A 19,105-nucleotide genomic window follows, 5' to 3' on the forward strand; every position below is an offset into this window, starting at 1 on the left:
ACGGCACCGGCACGGCACCAGGGACTGCGCGGAGGTACGTATGCGGCGGACCGAACCGGAAGGCCACGGGCCCGTCCGCTACGGGCCGCCCCTACCCGAAGACGGGCTGCCCGTACTGCCCGAGCTGTCCGCCGTGCTCGCCGCGGCCGCCGGCCGTGCCGCCGGTGAGCCGGTGGGCGGCGGTGCGGCGCTGCTGGAGGCCGCGTGCGGCTACTGGGAGCGGCGCGGGCTGTCCGCCGGGCCGGAGCGTGCCGTGGCCGCGCCCGGCGCGCCCGCGCTGCTGCTGGCGCTGACCGCGGCCCTCGGCGGTGACGTGCTCGTACCACGGCCCTGCGCCGCCTGGTGGGCGCCCTACGCACGCCTGCTGGGCCGGCCGGTGTTCCATGTCGCGACGCCCGCCGAGTGCGGGGGCGTACCGGATCCGTACACCCTGCTGGAGACCGTGCGCAGGGTACGCGCCGAGGGCGGGGACCCACGGCTGCTGGTGCTGTCCGTCGCCGACGACCCGACGGCCACGGTGGCGCCGCCCGAACTGGTGCACGAGACCCTCGAAGCCGCCACCGGCGAGGGGCTGCACCTGGTCAGCGACGAGACCTGGCGCGACACCCTGCACTCCCCGCACGACACGGTGCTCCTCAGCCCGGCGGAGATGCTGCCCGGCCAGGTCACCGTCGTCACCGACCTGGCCGGCGCGCTGCTGCCGTCCGGCTGGCCCGCCGCCGTGGGCCGGTTCCCCGAGGGAGAGGCGGGGGACGGGCTGCACGCGCGCGTGCTGGACGTGCTGACCGCGCTCGACGCGCGCGTCGCCGGACCGGTCGCCGCCGCGGCCACCTACGCACTGGGCGAGCCCGAGCCGCTCGGCGGCCATGTGGACGCCGTCGTACGCCTGCACGCGCGCGTGGCCGGGGCCGCGCACCAGGCCGTCGTCGCCGCCGGTGCCCTCTCCCCGCCGCCGCAGGCCGGCCGGCATCTGTACGTCGACCTCGGCCCGCTGCGGTCCGGGCTCGCCGCGCACGACGTGGGGGACGCCCAGGAACTGGAGGACTTCCTCGCCGCCCGGCTCGGCATGCCCGCCCCGGGCGGCCACCGCTTCGGCGACGACCTGGCCGCGCTGCGCGTACGGCTGTGCACCGGCCCACTGCTGGGTGACACCGACGCCGAGCGCGCGCGATGCCTCGCCGCGCCCGCGCCGCTGGAACTGCCCCATGTGCAACGCGCGTTGATCAATCTGAAGTCGGTACTCGACGATCTCCGTGACGACGCTCAGCGATGGGAGTCTCCTCGATGACGCAGCAGTCCGAGTCGGCCACGAGCACGCCCACCGAGGAGGCCGACGGTCCGGCGTCCAGGACAGCGGCGGCACCGGCCGCGCCGCCGCTCGCGCACCCGTTCCCGCCGCTCGCCGAGCCCCGCCCGCTGGCGGAACGGCGCGTGTGGCCCCGTACCTTCCACGACCGGCTGACCGCCCCGCTGCCCGGGATCAGGGCCCTGGCCCGGTTCGCCCGCGAGGGAGCCGTACGGCCCGGCCGTGAGGGTCTCGCCGACATCCCCCGGCTGCCCTTCGCGCCCGGCCCGCTGCCCCGCGTCGACGCCCGCACGATCGCCGTCACCTGGGCGGGACACGCCAGTTGGGTGCTGCGCGTCGGCGGGCTCACCGTGCTCACCGACCCGGTCTGGTCCCGCCGCATCCTGGGCACCCCGGCGCGGATCACGCCGGTGGGGGTCCCCTGGAGCGAACTGCCCCGCGTCGACGCGGTGGTCATCAGCCACAACCACTACGACCATCTTGACGCCCCCACGCTGCGCAGGCTCCCGCGGGACACCCCGGTGTTCGTCCCGGCGGGGCTCGGCCCCTGGTTCCAGCGCCGGCGCTTCACCCGCGTCACCGAGCTGGACTGGTGGGAGGCGGCCGAACTGGACGGCGTGCGCTTCGACTTCGTCCCCGCCCACCACTGGTCCAAGCGCACCCTGACCGACACCTGCCGCACCCTGTGGGGCGGCTGGGTGCTCACCGACCCCGAGGGCAGGCGGGTCTACTTCGCGGGCGACACGGGGTACGGCCACTGGTTCTCGCGCATCGGGCGCCGCTACCCCGGCATCGACCTCGCGCTGATGCCGATCGGCGCGTACGACCCGCGCTGGTGGCTCAGCGACGTGCACTGCGACCCGGACGAGGCGGTGCGGGCGGTGGCGGACCTGGGCGCGCGGCGGATGGCCCCGATGCACTGGGGGACGTTCGTGCTGTCGGCGGAGCCCGTCCGGGAACCCCTGACCCGCGTGCGGACGGCATGGGAGAAGGCGGGCCGCAACCGCGAGGACCTGTGGGACCTGCCGGTGGGAGCCTCAAGGGTGCTGCACAGCAGCGCGCCCTGAGCGGCCCGGCCCCTTCCACGGACGCGAGGCGGGACGCCGCCCAGGGGCACGGAGACCCGCGCGACCAGCCCCCACGACCGACAACGGACCGCACCCATGGCGGGACGCGAGGCGGGACGCCGCCCAGGGGCGCGGGGAACTGCGCGACCAGCCCCCACGACCGACAGCGGACCGCACCCATGGCGGGACGCGAGGCGGGACGCCGCCCAGGGGCGCGGGGAACTGCGCGACCAGCCCCCACGACCGACAGCGGACCGCACCCATGGCGGGACGCGAGGCGGGACGCCGCCCAGGGGCGCGGGGAACTGCGCGACCAGCCACCCACGACCCGCGCATCCCCACGACCCGCGCATCCCCACAACCCCCCCACATCCCCGCGATCCCCACGCACCCCCGGCCAGGGCTCCTCACCCGGCCGACCGCTCCCGGAACCGCCGCCAGAACCCCGGCACCACACTGATGAGCAGCGCCAGCGCCACCGCCGCGACAACCCCCTCCCACGGTTCCGGAAACAGCGACCCACCCAGGATCCCGATCAGCTGATACGCCACCGCCCACGCCAGACAGGCCGGCAGGTTCCCGCGGGCGAACCGCCGCGTCGGCCACTTCGCCAGCAGACAGGCCAGCATCACCGGCAGCCGGCCCGCCGGCACCAGCCGGGACAGCACCAGCACCGTGACACCGTGCGAGGCGAGCTTGTCCTGTGCCTGCGCCAGCCGGTCCTCCGGCGCCCGCGCCCGGATCGCCTCCAGCCAGCGCGAGCCGTTCCTCGACCTGAGGCCGCGCCGGCCCATCCAGTACAGGGTGGCGTCGCCGAGGAACGCGGCCAGCGACGCCGTCACGAACACCAGCGCCAGCGAGAAGGGTGCCGTCTGGTGAAAGGCCACCACCGCCGCCGAGCTCACCAGCGCCCCCGTCGGCACGACCGGCACCAGCGCCCCGACCAGCACCAGCAGGAACAGCGACGGATAGCCGATCGCCTGCTGGGTGGACTCCGCCGGTATCGGCGACGGGACCGCCGCGAGCCAGCTCACCGTGCGACCTCCAGCCGCACACTCTCCCCGTGCCCCAGCAGATGCACGTCCACCTTCGGTGCCCGCCGGGCCGCGAGGCGCGCGAACTCGTCGCCGGGCGCGTGGAACTCGTGCGGGCGCACCGCGTCCATGCCGATCGGCCAGTAGGTGCCGAAGTGCACCGGCACCGCGCTGCGCGGCGCCAGCCGGACCAGCGCCTCGGCGGCCAGCGCGGGGTCCAGATGCCCGTGGCCGAGATACGGGCCCCAGCCGCCGACCGGCAGCAGCGCCACGTCGATCGGCCCCACGTCCGACGCCATCGTGTCGAACAGCCCGGTGTCCCCGGCGAAGTAGGTGCGGGCCTCGCCCTCGACGACGTAGCCGAGGGCGGGGCAGCGGTGCGGGCCCACGGGCAGCCGCCGTCCGTCGTGCCGGGCGGGCACGGCCCGTACCGTCAGATCCGCCACGCGGGTGGTGTCGCCGGGGGCCGTCTCCGTCAGGCGGAGATGGGAGAGCCGGCGCAGCGCCGGTACAGCCCGGGGTGCGCCGCGGGGTACGAGCAGGCGCGTGCCCGGTGCCAGCCGCGCCAGGGACGGCACGTGCAGATGGTCGGCGTGCAGGTGGGAGACGAGGACGACGTCCGCGCGCCAGGCGCCCGGCGGGGGTGCCGCGCCCCGGCGGCGGCGCAGATGGGCGAGCCTGCGGGCGAACAGGGGATCGGTGAGCACACGTGTGCCCGAGTCCGAGACCGTGCAGGTGGCGTGCCCCCACCAGGTGATCTCCACCGGCACCTCTTTGCCTCCTTCGCGCGACTCCCCGAAGCCTACGGGCAGGAGTAGGGTCGGCCGCGAAACCCGGAGGTGAGGGGGCGCCATGGGAGCATTGCGCGTCACGGCGATCGCCGGTCTGACGCCGCTGGAGCAACTCGACGCGGACCCCTTTCTGGTCGACTCCCGCAGCCAGCACGCCATGTGCGCGCGGTGGGCAGCCGAGCGGGGGTACGTCGTCGCCCGTCAGCTGCTGGTGCGCGGGCTGCGCGCCGACCACTGCGCCCTGTGGGACGGCGTACGGCCCGGATGCGACCTCTTCGTGGCGCCGAGCCGCCGGGTGCTCGAGTGCGCCCTGTCGAACGTCGACGAGTTCACCGCGGAGTGCGCGCGGCGCGGGGTGCGCGTCGAGACGGTGGGCCGGGCCGAGCCGTCGTACGACGCGCAGATGAAGGCCCGGGTGCACCGGCGGCTGTCGATGCCGACGGCGGGGTACGACGGGGGCTGACGGGCCGTCCTGCCGACGGACGCATGGGTTCCGGCACGCGTTATGACAATCTGGACGCAGGCCCGCGTCGAGGGCGGGCCGGGACGTGAGGTGTACGGGGAGTGCTCGGAGGGCATTGGCGGCGGGCCGCCGGCCAGGTGGGGCGGAGCGTCGCGGTGTGGGCCGTCAGCACGCTGACCATGCTCGTGCTTGCCGGGCTCCTGCCCGACTTCCAGTTGCAGAGTCCCGACGGCGACAGCGCCACCACCATCGCCGTGACGGCCGCGTTCGCGGCCGGCGCCTTCGGTCTGCTGTCCGCGCTGGTGTGGCCGCTGCTCGTCCGGCTCCTGCTGCTGGTGCCCGCCCTCGTGCTCGGACTGCTGGTGTTCTTCCTCAACGGCGCGCTGCTGCTCGTCGCCCTGCGCCTGAACCCCGCCGAGCGCGGCGCGGTCGACCCGGAGACCGCGGTGGTCGTCGCCGCCGTGATGTCCGCCGTGGCCTCCGCCACCGGCGCCGCCCTCGCCGTCCGCGACGACGACGCCTACCGCCGCCGCCTGTACCGTCTCGCCGACCGGCGCCGCCGCACCCTGCCGCCCGGACCGCTCACGCCGGGCACCGTGTTCGTCCAGCTCGACGGCGTCGGGCACGACGTGCTGACGGCCGCCGTCGGCCGGGGGCTGATGCCGACCGTCGCGCGCTGGCTCGGCCACGGATCGGCCGCCGGTCCCGGCAGGGCCACCCACCGCCTCACCCCTTGGCGCACCGACTGGTCCAGTCAGACCGGCGCCAGCCAGCTCGGCATCCTGCACGGCAGCACCTTCGACGTGCCGGCGTTCCGCTGGTACGAGAAGGACACCCAGGAGGTGATGGTCAGCAACCGGCCGACCAGCGCCGCGGAGCTCCAGCGCCGCGCCGTGGAACGCACCGGCGACGGCGGGCTGCTCACGGTGGACGGCGCCAGCCGCGGCAACCTCTTCAGCGGCGGTGCCGACGAGCAGGCCCTGGTGCTGTCCATCGCCACCCGGCGGCGCAGCCGCGAGACCCGCTCCCGCGCGGGCTACTTCGCCTACTTCTCCGACCCCGCCAACGCCGTGCGCACCGCCCTGTCCTTCGTCGCCGAGACGGGGCGTGAGATGGGCCAGTCCACCCGGGCCCGGATGCGCAAGGTCCGCCCGCGTGTCTCCCGCGGCGGCCTCTACCCCCTCGTCCGCGCCTTCGCGACCGTCGTCGAACGGGACGTCGTCGTCGCCGCGGTGATGGGCGACCTGCTCGCCGGGCGCGCCGCCGTCTACGCCGACCTGGTCGCCTACGACGAGGTGGCGCACCACTCCGGACCGACGAGCCGGGACGCCGAGAAGGTGCTCGAACGCCTCGACCGGTCGCTGGCGCTGATCGAGAAGGTCGCCGAGCACGCTCCCCGCCCGTACCGGATCGTCGTCCTGTCCGACCACGGCCAGAGTCCGGGCGAGACCTTCCACGCCCGCTACGGCCTCACCCTCGGCGACCTCGTCCGGGCGGGCTGCGGGCTGCCCGTGCCGCGCCGGGCGCGTCGCACCCGCAGCGGCACGGAGGCACGCGCCGCCGTCCGGGCCGCCCTGCGCATACCGGTGGAGGAGGAGCACGGGCAGCGCCGCACGTCGCGCCGCTCGGAGCCGATCGTGCTGGCCTCCGGCAACCTGGGCCTGATCTCGTTCCCCGATGTGCGCCACCGGCTGAGCAGGGAGGAGATCGACGCCCGCCACCCGGCGCTGCTGCCGACCCTCGCCAACCACCCCGGCATCGGCTTCCTGCTCGTGCGCAGCGAGGAGCACGGCGGTGTCGTGCTCGGCGCGAACGGCGCCGAAGCACCGTTGGACGGGCTCGACGACGAGCATCCCGGGCCGCTCGCCGGGTTCGGGCCCGGTGCCGCGGACGCCGTGCGGCGTACGCATTCCTTCCCGCACACCGCCGACATCATGGTCAACTCCTTCCACGACCCCGCGGACGGCGAGGTCCTCGCCTTCGAGGAGCAGATCGGTTCGCACGGCGGGCTCGGCGGCTGCCAGGGCCGCCCCTTCCTGCTGTCCCCGCTCGACCTCTCCGCGCCGGTGGCCGACGGGACGGACCTGGCCGGCGCGGAGCAGGTGCACCGGGTGCTCCGCCGCTGGCTGCGGGAGTGCAACGGCCCTCAGGTGCCGCTGGCCGCTTCCCGGCTCACGACCCGCGAGGCCGCACCTTCTGCGGCGCCGGACCAGGCCGCGCAGGACAGAATCGTGTGAGGTGAAGGGGTGCCGGACCATGTCCGACCATGGGCGGCGCCCGGCGATCCCGGGCATCAGTTCGATGAGACGCGCACCACCCCATGCACGTCACCTCAACCGTCCCCCCGTCGGCTCCGGCCCGGCAGAGCCCCGCAGACCTACTGGATCACACCTGGGTCTCCAGCGCGGCGCCCGCCGTCGCCGCCGTCGGCTACTACCTCGACACCCGATCCCGGTGCACGACCACCGCTGCACCGCCCCCCTCGCCGCGCTGGGCATCCGGTGGCTGCCGGCCTCGCCAACCTCGCGGGCACCCGCTACGTCGGCGCCGTCCAGCTCGTCCCGACCGTGCGGCACGCCTGTCCGATTCCCCAAGGTGCCCGGCTGCCGTTCACCGCACGTGGTCCGGTGTTCCGCATGCGGTGAGCCGGAATGTGATCGGATAGGGCCGAGAACCCCGGAAACGGGGTCGCATCGAGAGCTGCGAAAGGAACAACCGTGGCAACCACGCGCTCCGCACACACCGTCTGGGAAGGCAACCTGCTCGAGGGCAACGGCGTCGTCACCTTCGACTCCTCAGGCATCGGCCAGCAGCCGGTGTCGTGGCCGTCGCGCGCCGAGCAGGCGAACGGCAAGACCAGCCCCGAGGAGCTGATCGCCGCCGCCCACTCCAGCTGCTTCTCCATGGCCCTGTCGCACGGCCTGGCCGGTGCCGGCACCCCGCCCACCAAGCTGGTCACCACGGCCGACGTGACCTTCCAGCCGGGTGAGGGCATCACCGGCATCGCCCTCACGGTCGAGGGCACCGTCCCCGGTCTGGACGACGACGCGTTCGTCGCCGCCGCCGAGGACGCCAAGGCCAACTGCCCCGTGAGCCAGGCCCTGAAGGCCGTGCCGATCACCCTGTCGGCGAAGCTCGCCTGAGAGCACGCGCGACCGGACACAGGCCGTCCCTCCGGGGGCGGCCTGACCGCCGGGAGTGACCTTCATGCCCCCACGCCCCGCCGTCCGCGCCCATCGCGGCGGCACCGAGCGCTCCGGCCCGGCCACCTCGGAGGCCTACGAGGACGCCCTGCTGCCGGGAGCCGAGTAGGCCGAGTTCGACATCCGGCGCACCGCCGACGGTGTCCTCGTCGTCCACCACGACGCCCGCGTCGGGCCCGGCGGGGCGCCGGGCGCCGCGCTCACCCATGCCGAACTGAGCGTGCCGTGATCGATCGCGTGGTGGCCCTGCTCGGCCGGGACGGGTTCGTCGCGACCACCCTGGAGGAGCGCTTCCCTCGCCGCGATCACCGAGGCCTGCCCCGGCGTGCGGACCGCCCTGTCGCCGGGCCGGGGCGGCGCGGGGACCGGAGCGGCGCGGCGGGCGGCGATCCGGGCGAGCGAACTGTTCCCGATGCGGCGGGCGCGTGCCTGCGGGGCGGACGGCGTCGCCGTGCACCAGCGGCCGGCGCGTGGAGACGGACCGCGCGAGGCCGCCCGGCACGGCCTGCACACCACGGTCTGGACGGTCGACGACGAGCCCGCGACGCGGTCCTTCCTCCGCGAGCCGCGCGTCGACGTACTGGTCACCGACCGGCCGCGGCACGCCGCGGCCCTGCGTGACGCGGCGGCAGCGCCATCGCGCCGCGGGACGGGACGCGCGCCGCCGCGCCGCCCGGCCCGGTACGGGAGCCGAGCGCGGACTGAGCGGGCCCTGCCCGGGTATGTACCCGAATGGCCGTAAGGACGACCGCCTGCACGACCGAGGGCCCCATTGACAGGAGCCCGCTCAAGTTTTGTGCTGGACTTCAAGAGGCGCCCTGGCGGAAGGGGACAGCGATGGCACGCGCGGTCGGTATCGATCTCGGGACCACGAACTCGGTGGTGGCCGTCCTGGAGGGCGGCGACCCCACGGTCGTGGCCAACGCGGAGGGAGCCAGGACCACACCGTCGGTCGTGGCCTTCGCCAAGAACGGCGAGGTTCTCGTCGGCGAGGTCGCCAAACGGCAGGCCGTGACCAACGTCGAGCGCACGGCGCGCTCCGTCAAGCGGCACATGGGGGACGGGAGCTGGCGGTTCCCCGACGAGGGCTCCGTCGACGGCACCCGCTACCGGGCCCAGGAGCTGTCGGCGCGGGTGCTGCAGAAGCTGAAGCGGGACGCCGAGGCCTATCTCGGCGAGGACGTCACCGACGCGGTGATCACCGTGCCCGCCTACTTCGACGACGCCCAGCGGCAGGCGACCAAGGAAGCCGGCGAGATCGCCGGCCTGAAGGTGCTGCGGATCATCAACGAGCCCACCGCCGCCGCCCTCGCCTACGGACTCGACCGTGGCGAGGAGCAGACCGTGCTCGTCTTCGACCTCGGCGGCGGCACCTTCGACGTCTCGCTGCTGGAGATCGGCGACGGCGTGATCGAGGTCAAGGCGACCAACGGCGACACCCACCTCGGCGGCGACGACTGGGACCAGCGGATCGTCGAGCACCTCGTCAAGCGGTTCAAGGGCCAGTACGGCATCGACCTGGGCAACGACAAGATGGCCCTCCAGCGGCTGCGCGAGGGCGCCGAGAAGGCCAAGATCGAGCTGTCCAGCTCGTCGGAGACGTCGATCAACCTGCCGTACATCACCGCCTCCGCCGAGGGCCCGCTGCACCTGGACGAGAAGCTCACCCGGGCCCAGTTCCAGGAGTTCACCGCCGACCTGCTCGACCGCTGCAAGACCCCCTTCCACCAGGCGGTCAAGGACGCCGGCGTCAAGCTCGCCGCGATCGACCACGTCATCCTCGTCGGTGGCTCCACCCGGATGCCCGCCGTCACCGACCTGGTCAAGGAACTCACCGGCAAGGACCCGCACAAGGGCGTCAACCCGGACGAGGTGGTGGCCCTCGGCGCCGCCCTCCAGGCGGGCGTCATCCGCGGCGACGTCAAGGACGTGCTGCTGCTCGACGTCACCCCGCTGTCCCTGGGCATCGAGACCAAGGGCGGCATCATGACCAAGCTCATCGAGCGCAACACCACGATCCCGACCCGGCGTTCGGAGATCTTCACGACCGCCACCGACAACCAGCCGTCGGTCGGCATCCAGGTCTACCAGGGCGAACGCGAGATCGCCGCCTACAACAAGAAGCTCGGCACGTTCGACCTGACCGGCCTGCCCCCGGCACCGCGCGGGGTCCCGCAGATCGAGGTCGCCTTCGACATCGACGCCAACGGGATCATGCACGTCTCCGCCAAGGACCTGGCGACCGGCCGCGAGCAGAAGATGACCGTCACCGGCGGCTCGGCGCTGCCCAAGGACGACATCGACCGCATGATGCGGGAGGCCGAGCAGTACGCCGAGGAGGACCGGGGACGCCGGGAGGCCGCCGAGACCCGCAACCAGGCCGAACAACTCGTCTACCAGACGGAGAAGTTCCTCCGCGAGAACGAGGAGCGGGTGCCGGCCGAGACCCGCTCGGAGGTCGAGTCGGCGATCACGGAGCTGAAGCAGGCACTGGAGCGCGACGCCGAGACCGGCGAACTGCGCACCGGCGTCGAGAAGCTCGCCGGCGTCAGCCAGAAGATGGGCCAGGCCATGTACGCCCAGGCCCAGCAGACGCCCACGGAGGGCGCCGCCGGGGCGGGCACCGCGCCGCAGGACGAGGAGGGCGTGGTCGACGCGGAGATCGTCGACGACGAGAAGGACACCAAGGGCGGGGCGGCCTGACCGCCGGGCGGCGTCACGGAATCTGTACCCGGCGAGGCCGCCCGGGGAGCGTCCAGCGTCTGTTTCCGGCCAGGTGAGCCCCCTCATGCGCACGTAGGGGGAGTGCTCGTGCGCACCCTGGAGACTGTTAGCCTGCGGCGTTATTTTCTCGTCGCGCGGATTCATCAACAGTCGGCATTGCCCCTGGGAGGGGAACGAGGGTGCGCATGACCAGCAACACGGGCGAGGCCGCCGAGACGGTGCCGGGCGACCAGGAGCTCAGGCGGCTCCTGGCGGGCCTGACAGCGGTGCGCGACGGCGACTTCGGCACGCGGCTGCCCGAGGACGCCGACGGGCTCATGGGCGACATCGCCACGGTGTTCAACGGCATGGTGGACCAGCTGTCCGTGTTCACGTCCGAGGTCACCCGGGTCGCCCGCGAGGTGGGCACCGAGGGGACCCTGGGCGGTCAGGCGGAGGTGCCGGGGGTCTCCGGCACCTGGGCCGATCTGACCGACTCGGTGAACGCGATGGCGGGCAACCTCACCACCCAGGTCCGGGACATCGCCCAGGTGGCGACGGCGGTGGCCAAGGGTGACCTCTCCCAGAAGATCGACGTGCCCGCGCGGGGCGAGATCCTGGAGCTGAAGGAGACCGTCAACACGATGGTCGACCAGTTGTCGGCGTTCGCCGACGAGGTGACCCGGGTCGCCCGGGAGGTCGGCAGCGAGGGCAGGCTCGGCGGTCAGGCCAAGGTGCCCGGCGTCGCGGGCGTCTGGCGTGACCTGACCGACTCGGTCAACCTGATGGCGGGCAACCTGACCTCGCAGGTGCGCAACGTGGCCCAGGTGACGACGGCGGTGGCCAAGGGTGACCTCTCGCAGAAGATCACGGTGGACGCGCGGGGCGAGATCCTGGAGCTGAAGAACACCATCAACACGATGGTCGACCAGCTGTCCGCCTTCGCCGACGAGGTCACCCGGGTCGCCCGCGAGGTCGGCACCGAGGGGCGCCTCGGCGGCCAGGCGGACGTCAAGGGCGTCAAGGGCGTCTGGCGTGACCTGACCGACTCGGTGAACTTCATGGCGGGCAACCTGACCTCGCAGGTGCGCAACGTGGCCCAGGTCGCGACGGCGGTGGCCAAGGGTGACCTCTCGCAGAAGATCACGGTGGACGCGCGGGGCGAGATCCTGGAGCTGAAGAACACCATCAACACGATGGTCGACCAGCTGTCCGCCTTCGCCGACGAGGTCACCCGGGTCGCCCGCGAGGTCGGCACAGAGGGAAGTCTGGGCGGCCAGGCACATGTGCGGGGCGTGTCGGGCACCTGGAAGGACCTCACCGACAACGTCAACGTGATGGCGTCGAAGCTGACGAGCCAGGTCCGTTCCATCGCCCAGGTCGCCACGGCGGTCGCCCGCGGCGACCTCTCGCAGAAGATCACCGTCGAGGCCAAGGGCGAGGTCGCGGCCCTGGCGGACGTCATCAACACGATGGTGGACACCCTCTCGGCGTTCGCCGACGAGGTGACCCGCGTCGCCCGCGAGGTCGGCACCGAGGGACGCCTGGGCGGCCAGGCCGAGGTGGAAGGCGTCTCCGGCACCTGGAAGCGGCTGACGGAGAACGTCAACGAGCTGGCCGGCAACCTGACCCGGCAGGTGCGCGCGATCGCCGAGGTGGCCAGCGCCGTCGCCGAGGGCGACCTGACCCGGTCGATCACCGTGGAGGCCTCCGGCGAGGTCGCCGAGCTCAAGGACAACATCAACTCCATGGTGGAGTCCCTGCGTGAGACGACCCTGGCCAACCAGGAGCAGGACTGGCTCAAGACCAACCTGGCGAGGATCGCCGGCCTGATGCAGGGGCACCGCGACCTGCCCGTCGTGGCCGAACTGATCATGGACGAGCTGGTGCCGCTGGTCTCCGCCCAGTACGGCGCCTTCTACCTCGCCGAGGACCGCGCGACAGGCCCCGAGCTGCGGCTCGTCGGCTCCTACGGCCGCCCCGAGGACGACCCGCGGCCCGACCGGATCCCCTTCGGCCGCTCCCTGGTCGGCCAGGCCGCCCGCAGCCGCCGTACGATCCCGGTCGACCAGCTGCCGCCGGACTACGTGACCATCTCCTCCGGGCTCGGCCGGACCGTGCCGACCGCCCTGCTCCTGCTGCCGATCCTCTTCGAGGACCAGGTCCTCGGCGTCATCGAGCTGGCGTCCGTCACGCCCTTCACCCCCATCCACCGGGACCTGCTGGAGCAGCTCCGGGAGACGATCGGCGTCAACGTCAACACGATCGTCGCCAACGCGCGCACCGACGAACTGCTCGGCGAGTCGCAGCGTCTGACGGCCGAACTCCAGGTCCGCTCGGCGGAGTTGCAGGCGCAGCAGGAGGAGCTCCAGCGCTCCAACGCCGAACTGGAGGACAAGGCCTCGCTGCTGGCGGCGCAGAACCGCGACATCGAGGCGAAGAACCTCCAGATCGAGCAGGCCCGGCAGGAGCTGGAGGCGCGGGCGCAGCAGCTGGCGCTGGCCTCGAAGTACAAGTCGGAGTTCCTGGCGAACATGAGCCACGAGCTGCGCACCCCGCTCAACAGCCTGCTCATCCTCGCCCAGTTGCTCGCCCAGAACCCCTCACGCAACCTGACGCAGAAGCAGGTCGAGTACGCGGGCATCATCCACTCCGCCGGCTCCGACCTGCTCCAGCTGATCAACGACATCCTCGACCTGTCCAAGGTCGAGGCCGGGAAGATGGACGTCGCCCCGGAGCGGGTGTCGCTGCGCCAGCTCATCGAGTACGTCGAGGCCACCTTCCGGCCGATGACGACCCAGAAGGGCCTGGAGTTCACGGTGACCACCTCGCCCGGCGCGCCCGGCGACCTGCTCACCGACGACTCCCGGCTGCGTCAGGTGCTGCGCAACCTGTTGTCGAACGCGGTCAAGTTCACCGAGCAGGGCGGAGTCGAGCTGCTCATCCAGCCGGCCGCGGACGAGGAGGTGCCCGGAGGTGTCGTCAAGGGCGGCGCCGTGGTGGCGTTCCGTGTGAAGGACACCGGGATCGGGATCCAGGAGCAGCAACTGGAGTCCATCTTCGGCGCCTTCCAGCAGGCCGACGGCACCACCAGCCGCAAGTACGGCGGCACGGGTCTCGGCCTGTCCATCACCCGGGAGATCGCCCATCTGCTCGGCGGCGCGGTCACCGTGGACAGCACGCCCGGCCGGGGCAGCACCTTCACGCTGTTCCTTCCGGTGACCCGGCCCGACTTCGAGGCGCTGGCCGGCCGGTACCCCGAGACGCCGGCGGAACTGCCCGCCGCGCAGATCCCCGTCGACGCCCCCGCGGTCGCCCCGCGTCCCGGCCCGGCCGGGCGGGGACCGCGCCGGCGCCGGCTGCTCGTCGTGGAGGAGCGGCCCCGCGGTCTGCTGACCCTGGTCGCCGAGAGCGTCGTCGCGGACGTCGTCCGGCACGGCGCCGACGAAGCGGTGCCGCGGCCCGACGTGGATCTGATCACCGCCGACAGCGCCCGGGAGGCGGCCGGTGCGCTGGCCGCCGAACCGTGCCACTGCGTCGTTCTGGACCTGGACATGCCCGACGACGAGGCCACCCGGTTCCTGGAGGCGCTCCAGGGCGACTCGGCCCTCGCCGACGTTCCCGTGCTGGTGCACAGCAGCCACCGCCCGGACGTGGCGCGGGCGTGGGCACTGCGCTCCCGCGCGGACGACGGCGCGCTGGAGTTCCTCTCCAGCCTCGACGAACTGCGCGAGCGCATCGCGCTGCACCTGTCCGCCGAAGAGCCCGGGGACGTCCTGACCCTGGTCAGGGCGGAGGAGCCGCACAACCGCGCGTCACACCTCGTCGACCACTCCTTCGCCGGCCGCACCGTGCTGGTCGTCGACGACGACGCGCGCAACCTGTTCGCGCTCAGCGGCATCCTGGAGCTGCACGGCTTCCGTGTGCTGCACGCGGAGGACGGCCGCAAGGGCATCGAGACGCTCGTCGACAACCCGGACGTCGCCCTGGTGCTGATGGACGTGATGATGCCGGAGATGGACGGCTACACCGCCACGGCCGAGATCCGCAGGATGCCCCGGTACGCCGACCTGCCCATCATCGCCGTGACCGCCAAGGCGATGCCCGGGGACCGGGAGAAGTCCCTGGCGTCGGGGGCGAGCGACTACGTCACCAAACCGGTCGACACCCACGACCTGATCACCTGCGTCCGGCGCTGGCTGACCTCGTGAGCGCGCCGCAGCCCGCCCCGGCACCGCGCGGGGGCGGGCCCGGCCCGACCGTCCACGCCCCACGGGCCTCCCGCCGAGGAGCATCCACATCGTGAACACGCCCGACCGACCTTCCGACCAGGCCCCCGTGCCCCCGGGCACCGAGCCGCCACCGCAGCCGGCCGCCTTCGCCGCGCCGGACGCGACGGCTCGGCGCACCGCATCACCCGGTGCGCAGCCGGCCGGCGACGAGATGGGCGTCTCCCGGACCTCCCCCGTCGGCAGGCTCGCCGCCACGGTCGAACGGTTGCGGCGGGAGGTGCGGGCGGCGCAGGCGGAGGCGGAGGGGCGGGCCCTGGTCGAGCTCGCCAAGGGCATCCTGGTCGAGCGGCTCGGATGCGGTCCCGCGCAGGCCGCCCGGCAGCTCGCGGAACTGACGGAGCAGGCCCGGGTGACCCCGCTGGAGTTCGCCGTCGAGGTCATCAACCAGGCAGCCCGCGACCGGATGTCGGAGGTCACGGAAGCCTTCCTCGCGGCCGCCCACGGCACCCGACCGGCGGAGCGCGACACGGCCGCCGTACGACTGCGCGCCGCCGAGAGCGGTGCGCTCGCCGCGTCCGACGCGCAGGCCGTCGCCGACTCGCTGCTGGAGCACGCCCTGCGTCCGCTGGGCGCGGTCGCCGTGGCCGTGTGGGCGGCGGGCTCCGACGGCTCCCTGACCCTGGCCGGCAGCGCCGGCTTCTCCCCGGCCGAGGCCTCCCGCTGGCGCTATGTGCCGCCGGACGTGGTGACGGTGGCGCGCCGCGGGCTCGTCGAGCGCAGCGGCCAGTGGATCACGTCGCTGGCCCGGACCGGGCTGCCCACCGTCGGCCGGCATCCGCACCCCGACGGCGGCCGGGTGGCCGTGCCCGCCGGCACCGGAGGCCGCATCCACGGCGTGCTGGAGATCGCCTGGCCGGGGCCGCTGGAACCGCAGCCGCCGCAGGTCGTCCGGCAGGTCGAGGCCTTGGCGGAGCTGTGCGCCCACACGCTGGAGACGTACACGCCGCGCCCCGGCGCGGTGCAGGAGCCGCGGATCATGCCGGACGCCGCGGAACTCACCGACCTCGCCGACGGGCTGCACGACCCCGCCCTGGTACTCGTGCCGCACGTCGACGACTCCGGGCAACTGGCCGACTTCCGCATCCAGCACGTCAACACCCGTTTCCTCGACCCGGCGGGCCGGCCCCGCGCGGTGGTGAACGGGGCGCTGCTGCTGGAGGCCTACCCGATGACGGCCGGAGACAGCGAGCTGTTCCAGCGCATCGAGCGGGTGTACGCCACCGGCGAGCCGTTCCGGGCCCGCCGGATGCATCTGACGGCGCTGGTCGACCAGGTGCCGCTGTCGGCGGTGGCGGACATCAGCATCAGCCGGCACGCGAACAGCGTGCTGCTGATCTGGCGCATCGAGGACGAGACGGCGCGCCTGGCGAGCCTGCTCCAGCACGCCCAGCGGCTCGGCCGGATCGGCGGCTTCGAGGAGAACCTGCTGACCGGCCAGATCACCTGGAACAACCAGATGTTCGACCTGTACGGCCACTCCACCACGAGCCCGCCCGTGCCGCTGGAGAACCTCCCCGCCCACGCCCACCCGGACGACGCGGTCACCATCGGCCGGTTCCTGCGTACGCTGCTCCACCACCGGCGGCCCGCCACCGCGGCCTTCCGGCTGCAGCGGCCCGACGGGGTCAACCGCCACATCCGGGTCGTCGCCGAGCCGGTCCTCGACACCGACGGCCGGCTGTTCGTCGTCCGCGGGGCCTGCCAGGACATCTCGGCCCAGCACTGGACGGAAGTGGCGCTGGCGGCCACCCGGGACCAGCTCGCCCACACCGAACAGCAGGCCGCCGAACGCAACCGGCTGACACTCCAGTTGCAGCACGCCATCATGCCGCCGGCGCAGGCGCCGCTGCAGATGCCCGGCCTGGAGGTCGCGGTGCGCTACCGGCCGGCGGAGACCGAGCAACTGGTGGGCGGCGACTGGTACGACGCCGTCGTGCTCCCCTCGCGGCGCGTACTGCTGTGCGTGGGGGACGTGGCCGGCCACGGGATAGAGGCCGCGACGAGCATGGTGGTCCTGCGCAACGCGCTGCGCGGCCTCGCGGTCACCGGCGCCGGCCCCGGCCAGCTGCTCTCCTGGCTCAACATCGTGGCGCACCACCTCACCGGGGCGGTCACCGCGACCGCGGTGTGCGCCCTGTACGACCCCGCCCGGCGCACCCTGCGCTGGGCCCGCGCGGGTCATCTGCCGCCGGTGCTGGTGCGCGACACGGAGGCCACGCCGCTGCCACTGGTCAAGGGCATCCTGCTGGGCGCCGTGCCCGAGGCGGCGTACGAGGAGGCCGAGGTGCAGCTGGCGCCCCAGGACACCCTGCTGATGTACACCGACGGCCTGGTCGAACGCCGGGACCGCTCCGTGGAGGAGTCGCTGACCCATCTGCTGACCGCGGCCCGCACCGCGCCGAGCACCCTGGACCAGCAGCTCGACCGGCTCCTGACGTACAGCAGGTCGGACACGGACGACGACACCTGCCTCGTCGGCGTCCGTGTCGACTAGCCGGGGCCCTGCCGCGGGTCAGGGCTTGCGGGCCACGCCCGCGTAGACCGGCACGATGCCCTCGGCCTGCGCGGCCACGTCCTCGGGCGCCGGCCGCCAGCCGTGGACGGGGATGACGCCGGGGCCGAGGAGTTCCAGGCCGTCGAAGAAGCGGGAGAAGGCGGCGAGCGGGCGGGGGAAGAACGGCGTACCGGTGCGCCGGAAGTGCTCGGCGGCCTTCCCGATCGCCTCGGGGCTGAGGTCGGGGGTGACCTGGGAGAGGATCAGGTGGCTGCCGGGCGCCAGCGCGTCGACGTACCGCTCGACCAGGCCGTACACCTCGTCGTCGAGGTAGTGGGTGAGAGCGACCAGCGACAGCGCGAGGGGCCGGCCGAAGTCCAGCGTCTCGCCCGCCCGGCGCAGCAGGATCTCGTGATCGCGCACGTCGGCGTGCACATACGCGGTGGCGCCCTCGGGGGAGCTGTGCAGCAGAGCCTGCGCGTGCCGCAGGACGACGGGGTCGTTGTCCGCGTACACGATCCGGGACTCCGCGGCGACGCCCTGGGCCACCTGGTGCAGGTTGGGCTCGGTGGGGATGCCGGTGCCGATGTCCAGGAACTGGCGGACGCCGGCCTGCGGACCGTGCGCACCGCCCGGTGCATGAACCGCCGGTTGGCGCGCGCACCGCGCAGCACCGTCCCGTCCACGGCGAGGATCCGGCGGGCCAGTTCCTCGTCCACCGGGTAGTTGTCCTTGCCGCCCAGCCACCAGTCGTAGACCCGCGCCGGGTGCGGACGGCTGGTGTCGATCCGGGGGGCCTGGGCATCGGATCCGGTCATGCGGTGCGCTCTCCTGGTCGTGTGCGAGGTGGTGCCGTGGACGGGGGGTCAGAAGTCGCCGCGGCACTCCCGCAGGATCTTCCTGGTGCGCTGCGCCGACGCCGCGTGCGCGGTCATGTGGTCCAGCACCTCCAGATGCGCGGAGACCTCGCTGCGGGAGTCCAGGTACAGCGCGCCGCTCAGGTACTCGGTGAAGACCATGTCGGGCAGTTCCGGTTCGGCGAAGCGGAACAGCGAGAACGGGGCGTACGTCCCCGGGTGCGGGCCGGCGGCGAACTCGGCGATCTGGAGGGTGACCCGGTCGCTCTCGGCGGCCTCCAGCAGCCGGTCCAGCTGGGCGGCCATGACCTCGCTTCGCGTGCTCACCGGGCGGCGCAGGACGGTCTCGTCCATGATCACCCACAGGTGCGGCGGACGGGGCCGCCGCAGCAGCTCCTGCCGGGCCATGCGCAGGGAGACATGCCGTTCGATCGTCTCCGCGCCGCCGGACCGGCCGATCGTCCCCGCCTCCAGCACGGCGCGGGCGTAGTCCTCGGTCTGCAGCAGTCCGGGCACGAAGTGCGGCTCGTAGGAGCGGATCAGCCGGGCGGCGCCCTCCAGGCTGACGAAAAGGCTGAACCAGTCCGGCAGCACGTCGCTGAACCGCTGCCACCAGCCCGGCCGGTTCGCCTCCTCGGCCAGCGTGACGAACGCCGCCACCTCGTCCTCGGGGACGCCGTAGGCGGGCAGCAGGATCTGGAGGTACGGAATCCTGAGCGTGACCTCGGCCGTCTCCATCCGCCGCACCGTCGCCGGGGCCACCCGCAGGACGCGTGCGGCCTCCTCGCGTCTGAGTCCGGCTGCCTCGCGCAACTCCTGCAGCCGCTTCCCGAGCACCACCTGGCCCACGGTGGGCGCGGCCCGCCGCTCACTCACGCCACGCCTCCCCTACGCG

General features: G+C 73.5%; 13 protein-coding genes and 2 pseudogenes. 11 read left to right on the forward strand and 4 right to left on the reverse strand.

Translation table 11 applies throughout. From position 1 onward, the window contains the following. Window positions 1–40 precede the first annotated feature (40 nt). Window positions 41–1,288: an aminotransferase class I/II-fold pyridoxal phosphate-dependent enzyme gene (locus tag ACGF8A_RS17535; RefSeq protein ID WP_393108994.1), complete on the forward strand. Its 1,248-nt coding sequence runs from the start codon at window positions 41–43 to the stop codon at window positions 1,286–1,288. After that, window positions 1,285–2,373 carry an MBL fold metallo-hydrolase gene (locus ACGF8A_RS17540; protein WP_393108996.1) on the forward strand — a complete coding sequence of 363 codons (1,089 nt, stop codon included), beginning with the start codon at window positions 1,285–1,287 and terminating at the stop codon, window positions 2,371–2,373. The genes ACGF8A_RS17535 and ACGF8A_RS17540 overlap by 4 nt, the downstream gene beginning before the upstream one ends. A gap of 407 nt (window positions 2,374–2,780) precedes the next feature. On the opposite strand, the gene ACGF8A_RS17545 is transcribed toward ACGF8A_RS17540, so the two are convergent. Next, on the reverse strand, window positions 2,781–3,407 hold the full coding sequence (locus tag ACGF8A_RS17545) for a DedA family protein (protein WP_393108998.1): 627 nt from the start codon (window positions 3,405–3,407) through the stop codon (window positions 2,781–2,783). Next, on the reverse strand, window positions 3,404–4,177 hold the full coding sequence (locus tag ACGF8A_RS17550) for an MBL fold metallo-hydrolase (protein ID WP_393109000.1): 774 nt from the start codon (window positions 4,175–4,177) through the stop codon (window positions 3,404–3,406). The genes ACGF8A_RS17545 and ACGF8A_RS17550 overlap by 4 nt, the downstream gene beginning before the upstream one ends. A gap of 82 nt (window positions 4,178–4,259) precedes the next feature. Between ACGF8A_RS17550 and ACGF8A_RS17555 the strand changes: the two genes are divergently transcribed. The 9 genes and pseudogenes from ACGF8A_RS17555 to ACGF8A_RS17595 all read left to right on the forward strand — a co-directional run bounded on the left by ACGF8A_RS17555 (window position 4,260) and on the right by ACGF8A_RS17595 (window position 17,353). Next, a complete protein-coding gene (locus tag ACGF8A_RS17555) occupies window positions 4,260–4,661 on the forward strand; it encodes a hypothetical protein (RefSeq protein ID WP_393109002.1) in 402 nt (133 codons plus the stop codon). Between the two features lie 101 nt (window positions 4,662–4,762). After that, window positions 4,763–6,898, forward strand: coding sequence for a phage holin family protein (locus ACGF8A_RS17560; RefSeq protein WP_393109004.1), 2,136 nt, complete (start codon window positions 4,763–4,765; stop codon window positions 6,896–6,898). 264 nt (window positions 6,899–7,162) lie between these two features. Beyond that, a complete protein-coding gene (locus ACGF8A_RS17565; protein ID WP_393109006.1) occupies window positions 7,163–7,306 on the forward strand; it encodes a hypothetical protein in 144 nt (47 codons plus the stop codon). Between the two features lie 72 nt (window positions 7,307–7,378). Beyond that, window positions 7,379–7,804 carry an OsmC family protein gene (locus tag ACGF8A_RS17570; protein ID WP_393109008.1) on the forward strand — a complete coding sequence of 142 codons (426 nt, stop codon included), beginning with the start codon at window positions 7,379–7,381 and terminating at the stop codon, window positions 7,802–7,804. A 175-nt stretch (window positions 7,805–7,979) separates the two neighbouring features. Continuing rightward, window positions 7,980–8,093 (forward strand): annotated as a pseudogene (locus ACGF8A_RS17575) (glycerophosphodiester phosphodiesterase); the annotation flags it as partial. Window positions 8,094–8,189: 96 nt separating this feature from the next. Continuing rightward, on the forward strand, window positions 8,190–8,606 hold the full coding sequence (locus ACGF8A_RS17580) for a hypothetical protein (RefSeq protein WP_393109010.1): 417 nt from the start codon (window positions 8,190–8,192) through the stop codon (window positions 8,604–8,606). 95 nt (window positions 8,607–8,701) lie between these two features. Next, the gene (gene dnaK, locus ACGF8A_RS17585; protein ID WP_393109012.1) at window positions 8,702–10,567 is read left to right on the forward strand and encodes a molecular chaperone DnaK; all 1,866 of its coding nucleotides are present in this window, start codon (window positions 8,702–8,704) and stop codon (window positions 10,565–10,567) included. Between the two features lie 206 nt (window positions 10,568–10,773). After that, entirely contained in the window at window positions 10,774–14,778 is a 4,005-nt protein-coding gene (locus ACGF8A_RS17590) for a HAMP domain-containing protein (protein ID WP_393109014.1), read from the forward strand. A gap of 232 nt (window positions 14,779–15,010) precedes the next feature. Beyond that, the gene (locus tag ACGF8A_RS17595; RefSeq protein WP_393109188.1) at window positions 15,011–17,353 is read left to right on the forward strand and encodes a SpoIIE family protein phosphatase; all 2,343 of its coding nucleotides are present in this window, start codon (window positions 15,011–15,013) and stop codon (window positions 17,351–17,353) included. Window positions 17,354–17,371: 18 nt separating this feature from the next. Here ACGF8A_RS17595 and ACGF8A_RS17600 read toward each other — a convergent pair. After that, a pseudogene (locus tag ACGF8A_RS17600) lies at window positions 17,372–18,171 on the reverse strand (SAM-dependent methyltransferase). Between the two features lie 48 nt (window positions 18,172–18,219). Next, a complete protein-coding gene (locus tag ACGF8A_RS17605) occupies window positions 18,220–19,086 on the reverse strand; it encodes a helix-turn-helix domain-containing protein (protein ID WP_393109016.1) in 867 nt (288 codons plus the stop codon). Window positions 19,087–19,105 lie beyond the last annotated feature (19 nt).

It is taken from the genome of Streptomyces sp. NPDC047706, from assembly GCF_043204795.1.
Classification (GTDB): Bacteria; Actinomycetota; Actinomycetes; order Streptomycetales; family Streptomycetaceae; genus Streptomyces.

Coding starts and splice junctions, on each gene's coding strand:
- ACGF8A_RS17535 (WP_393108994.1), top strand. CDS start 41: ATGCGGCGGACCGAACCGGAAGGCCACGGGCCCGTCCGCTACGGGCCG.
- ACGF8A_RS17540 (WP_393108996.1), top strand. CDS start 1,285: ATGACGCAGCAGTCCGAGTCGGCCACGAGCACGCCCACCGAGGAGGCC.
- ACGF8A_RS17555 (WP_393109002.1), top strand. CDS start 4,260: ATGGGAGCATTGCGCGTCACGGCGATCGCCGGTCTGACGCCGCTGGAG.
- dnaK (WP_393109012.1), top strand. CDS start 8,702: ATGGCACGCGCGGTCGGTATCGATCTCGGGACCACGAACTCGGTGGTG.
- ACGF8A_RS17590 (WP_393109014.1), top strand. CDS start 10,774: ATGACCAGCAACACGGGCGAGGCCGCCGAGACGGTGCCGGGCGACCAG.
- ACGF8A_RS17595 (WP_393109188.1), top strand. CDS start 15,011: ATGGGCGTCTCCCGGACCTCCCCCGTCGGCAGGCTCGCCGCCACGGTC.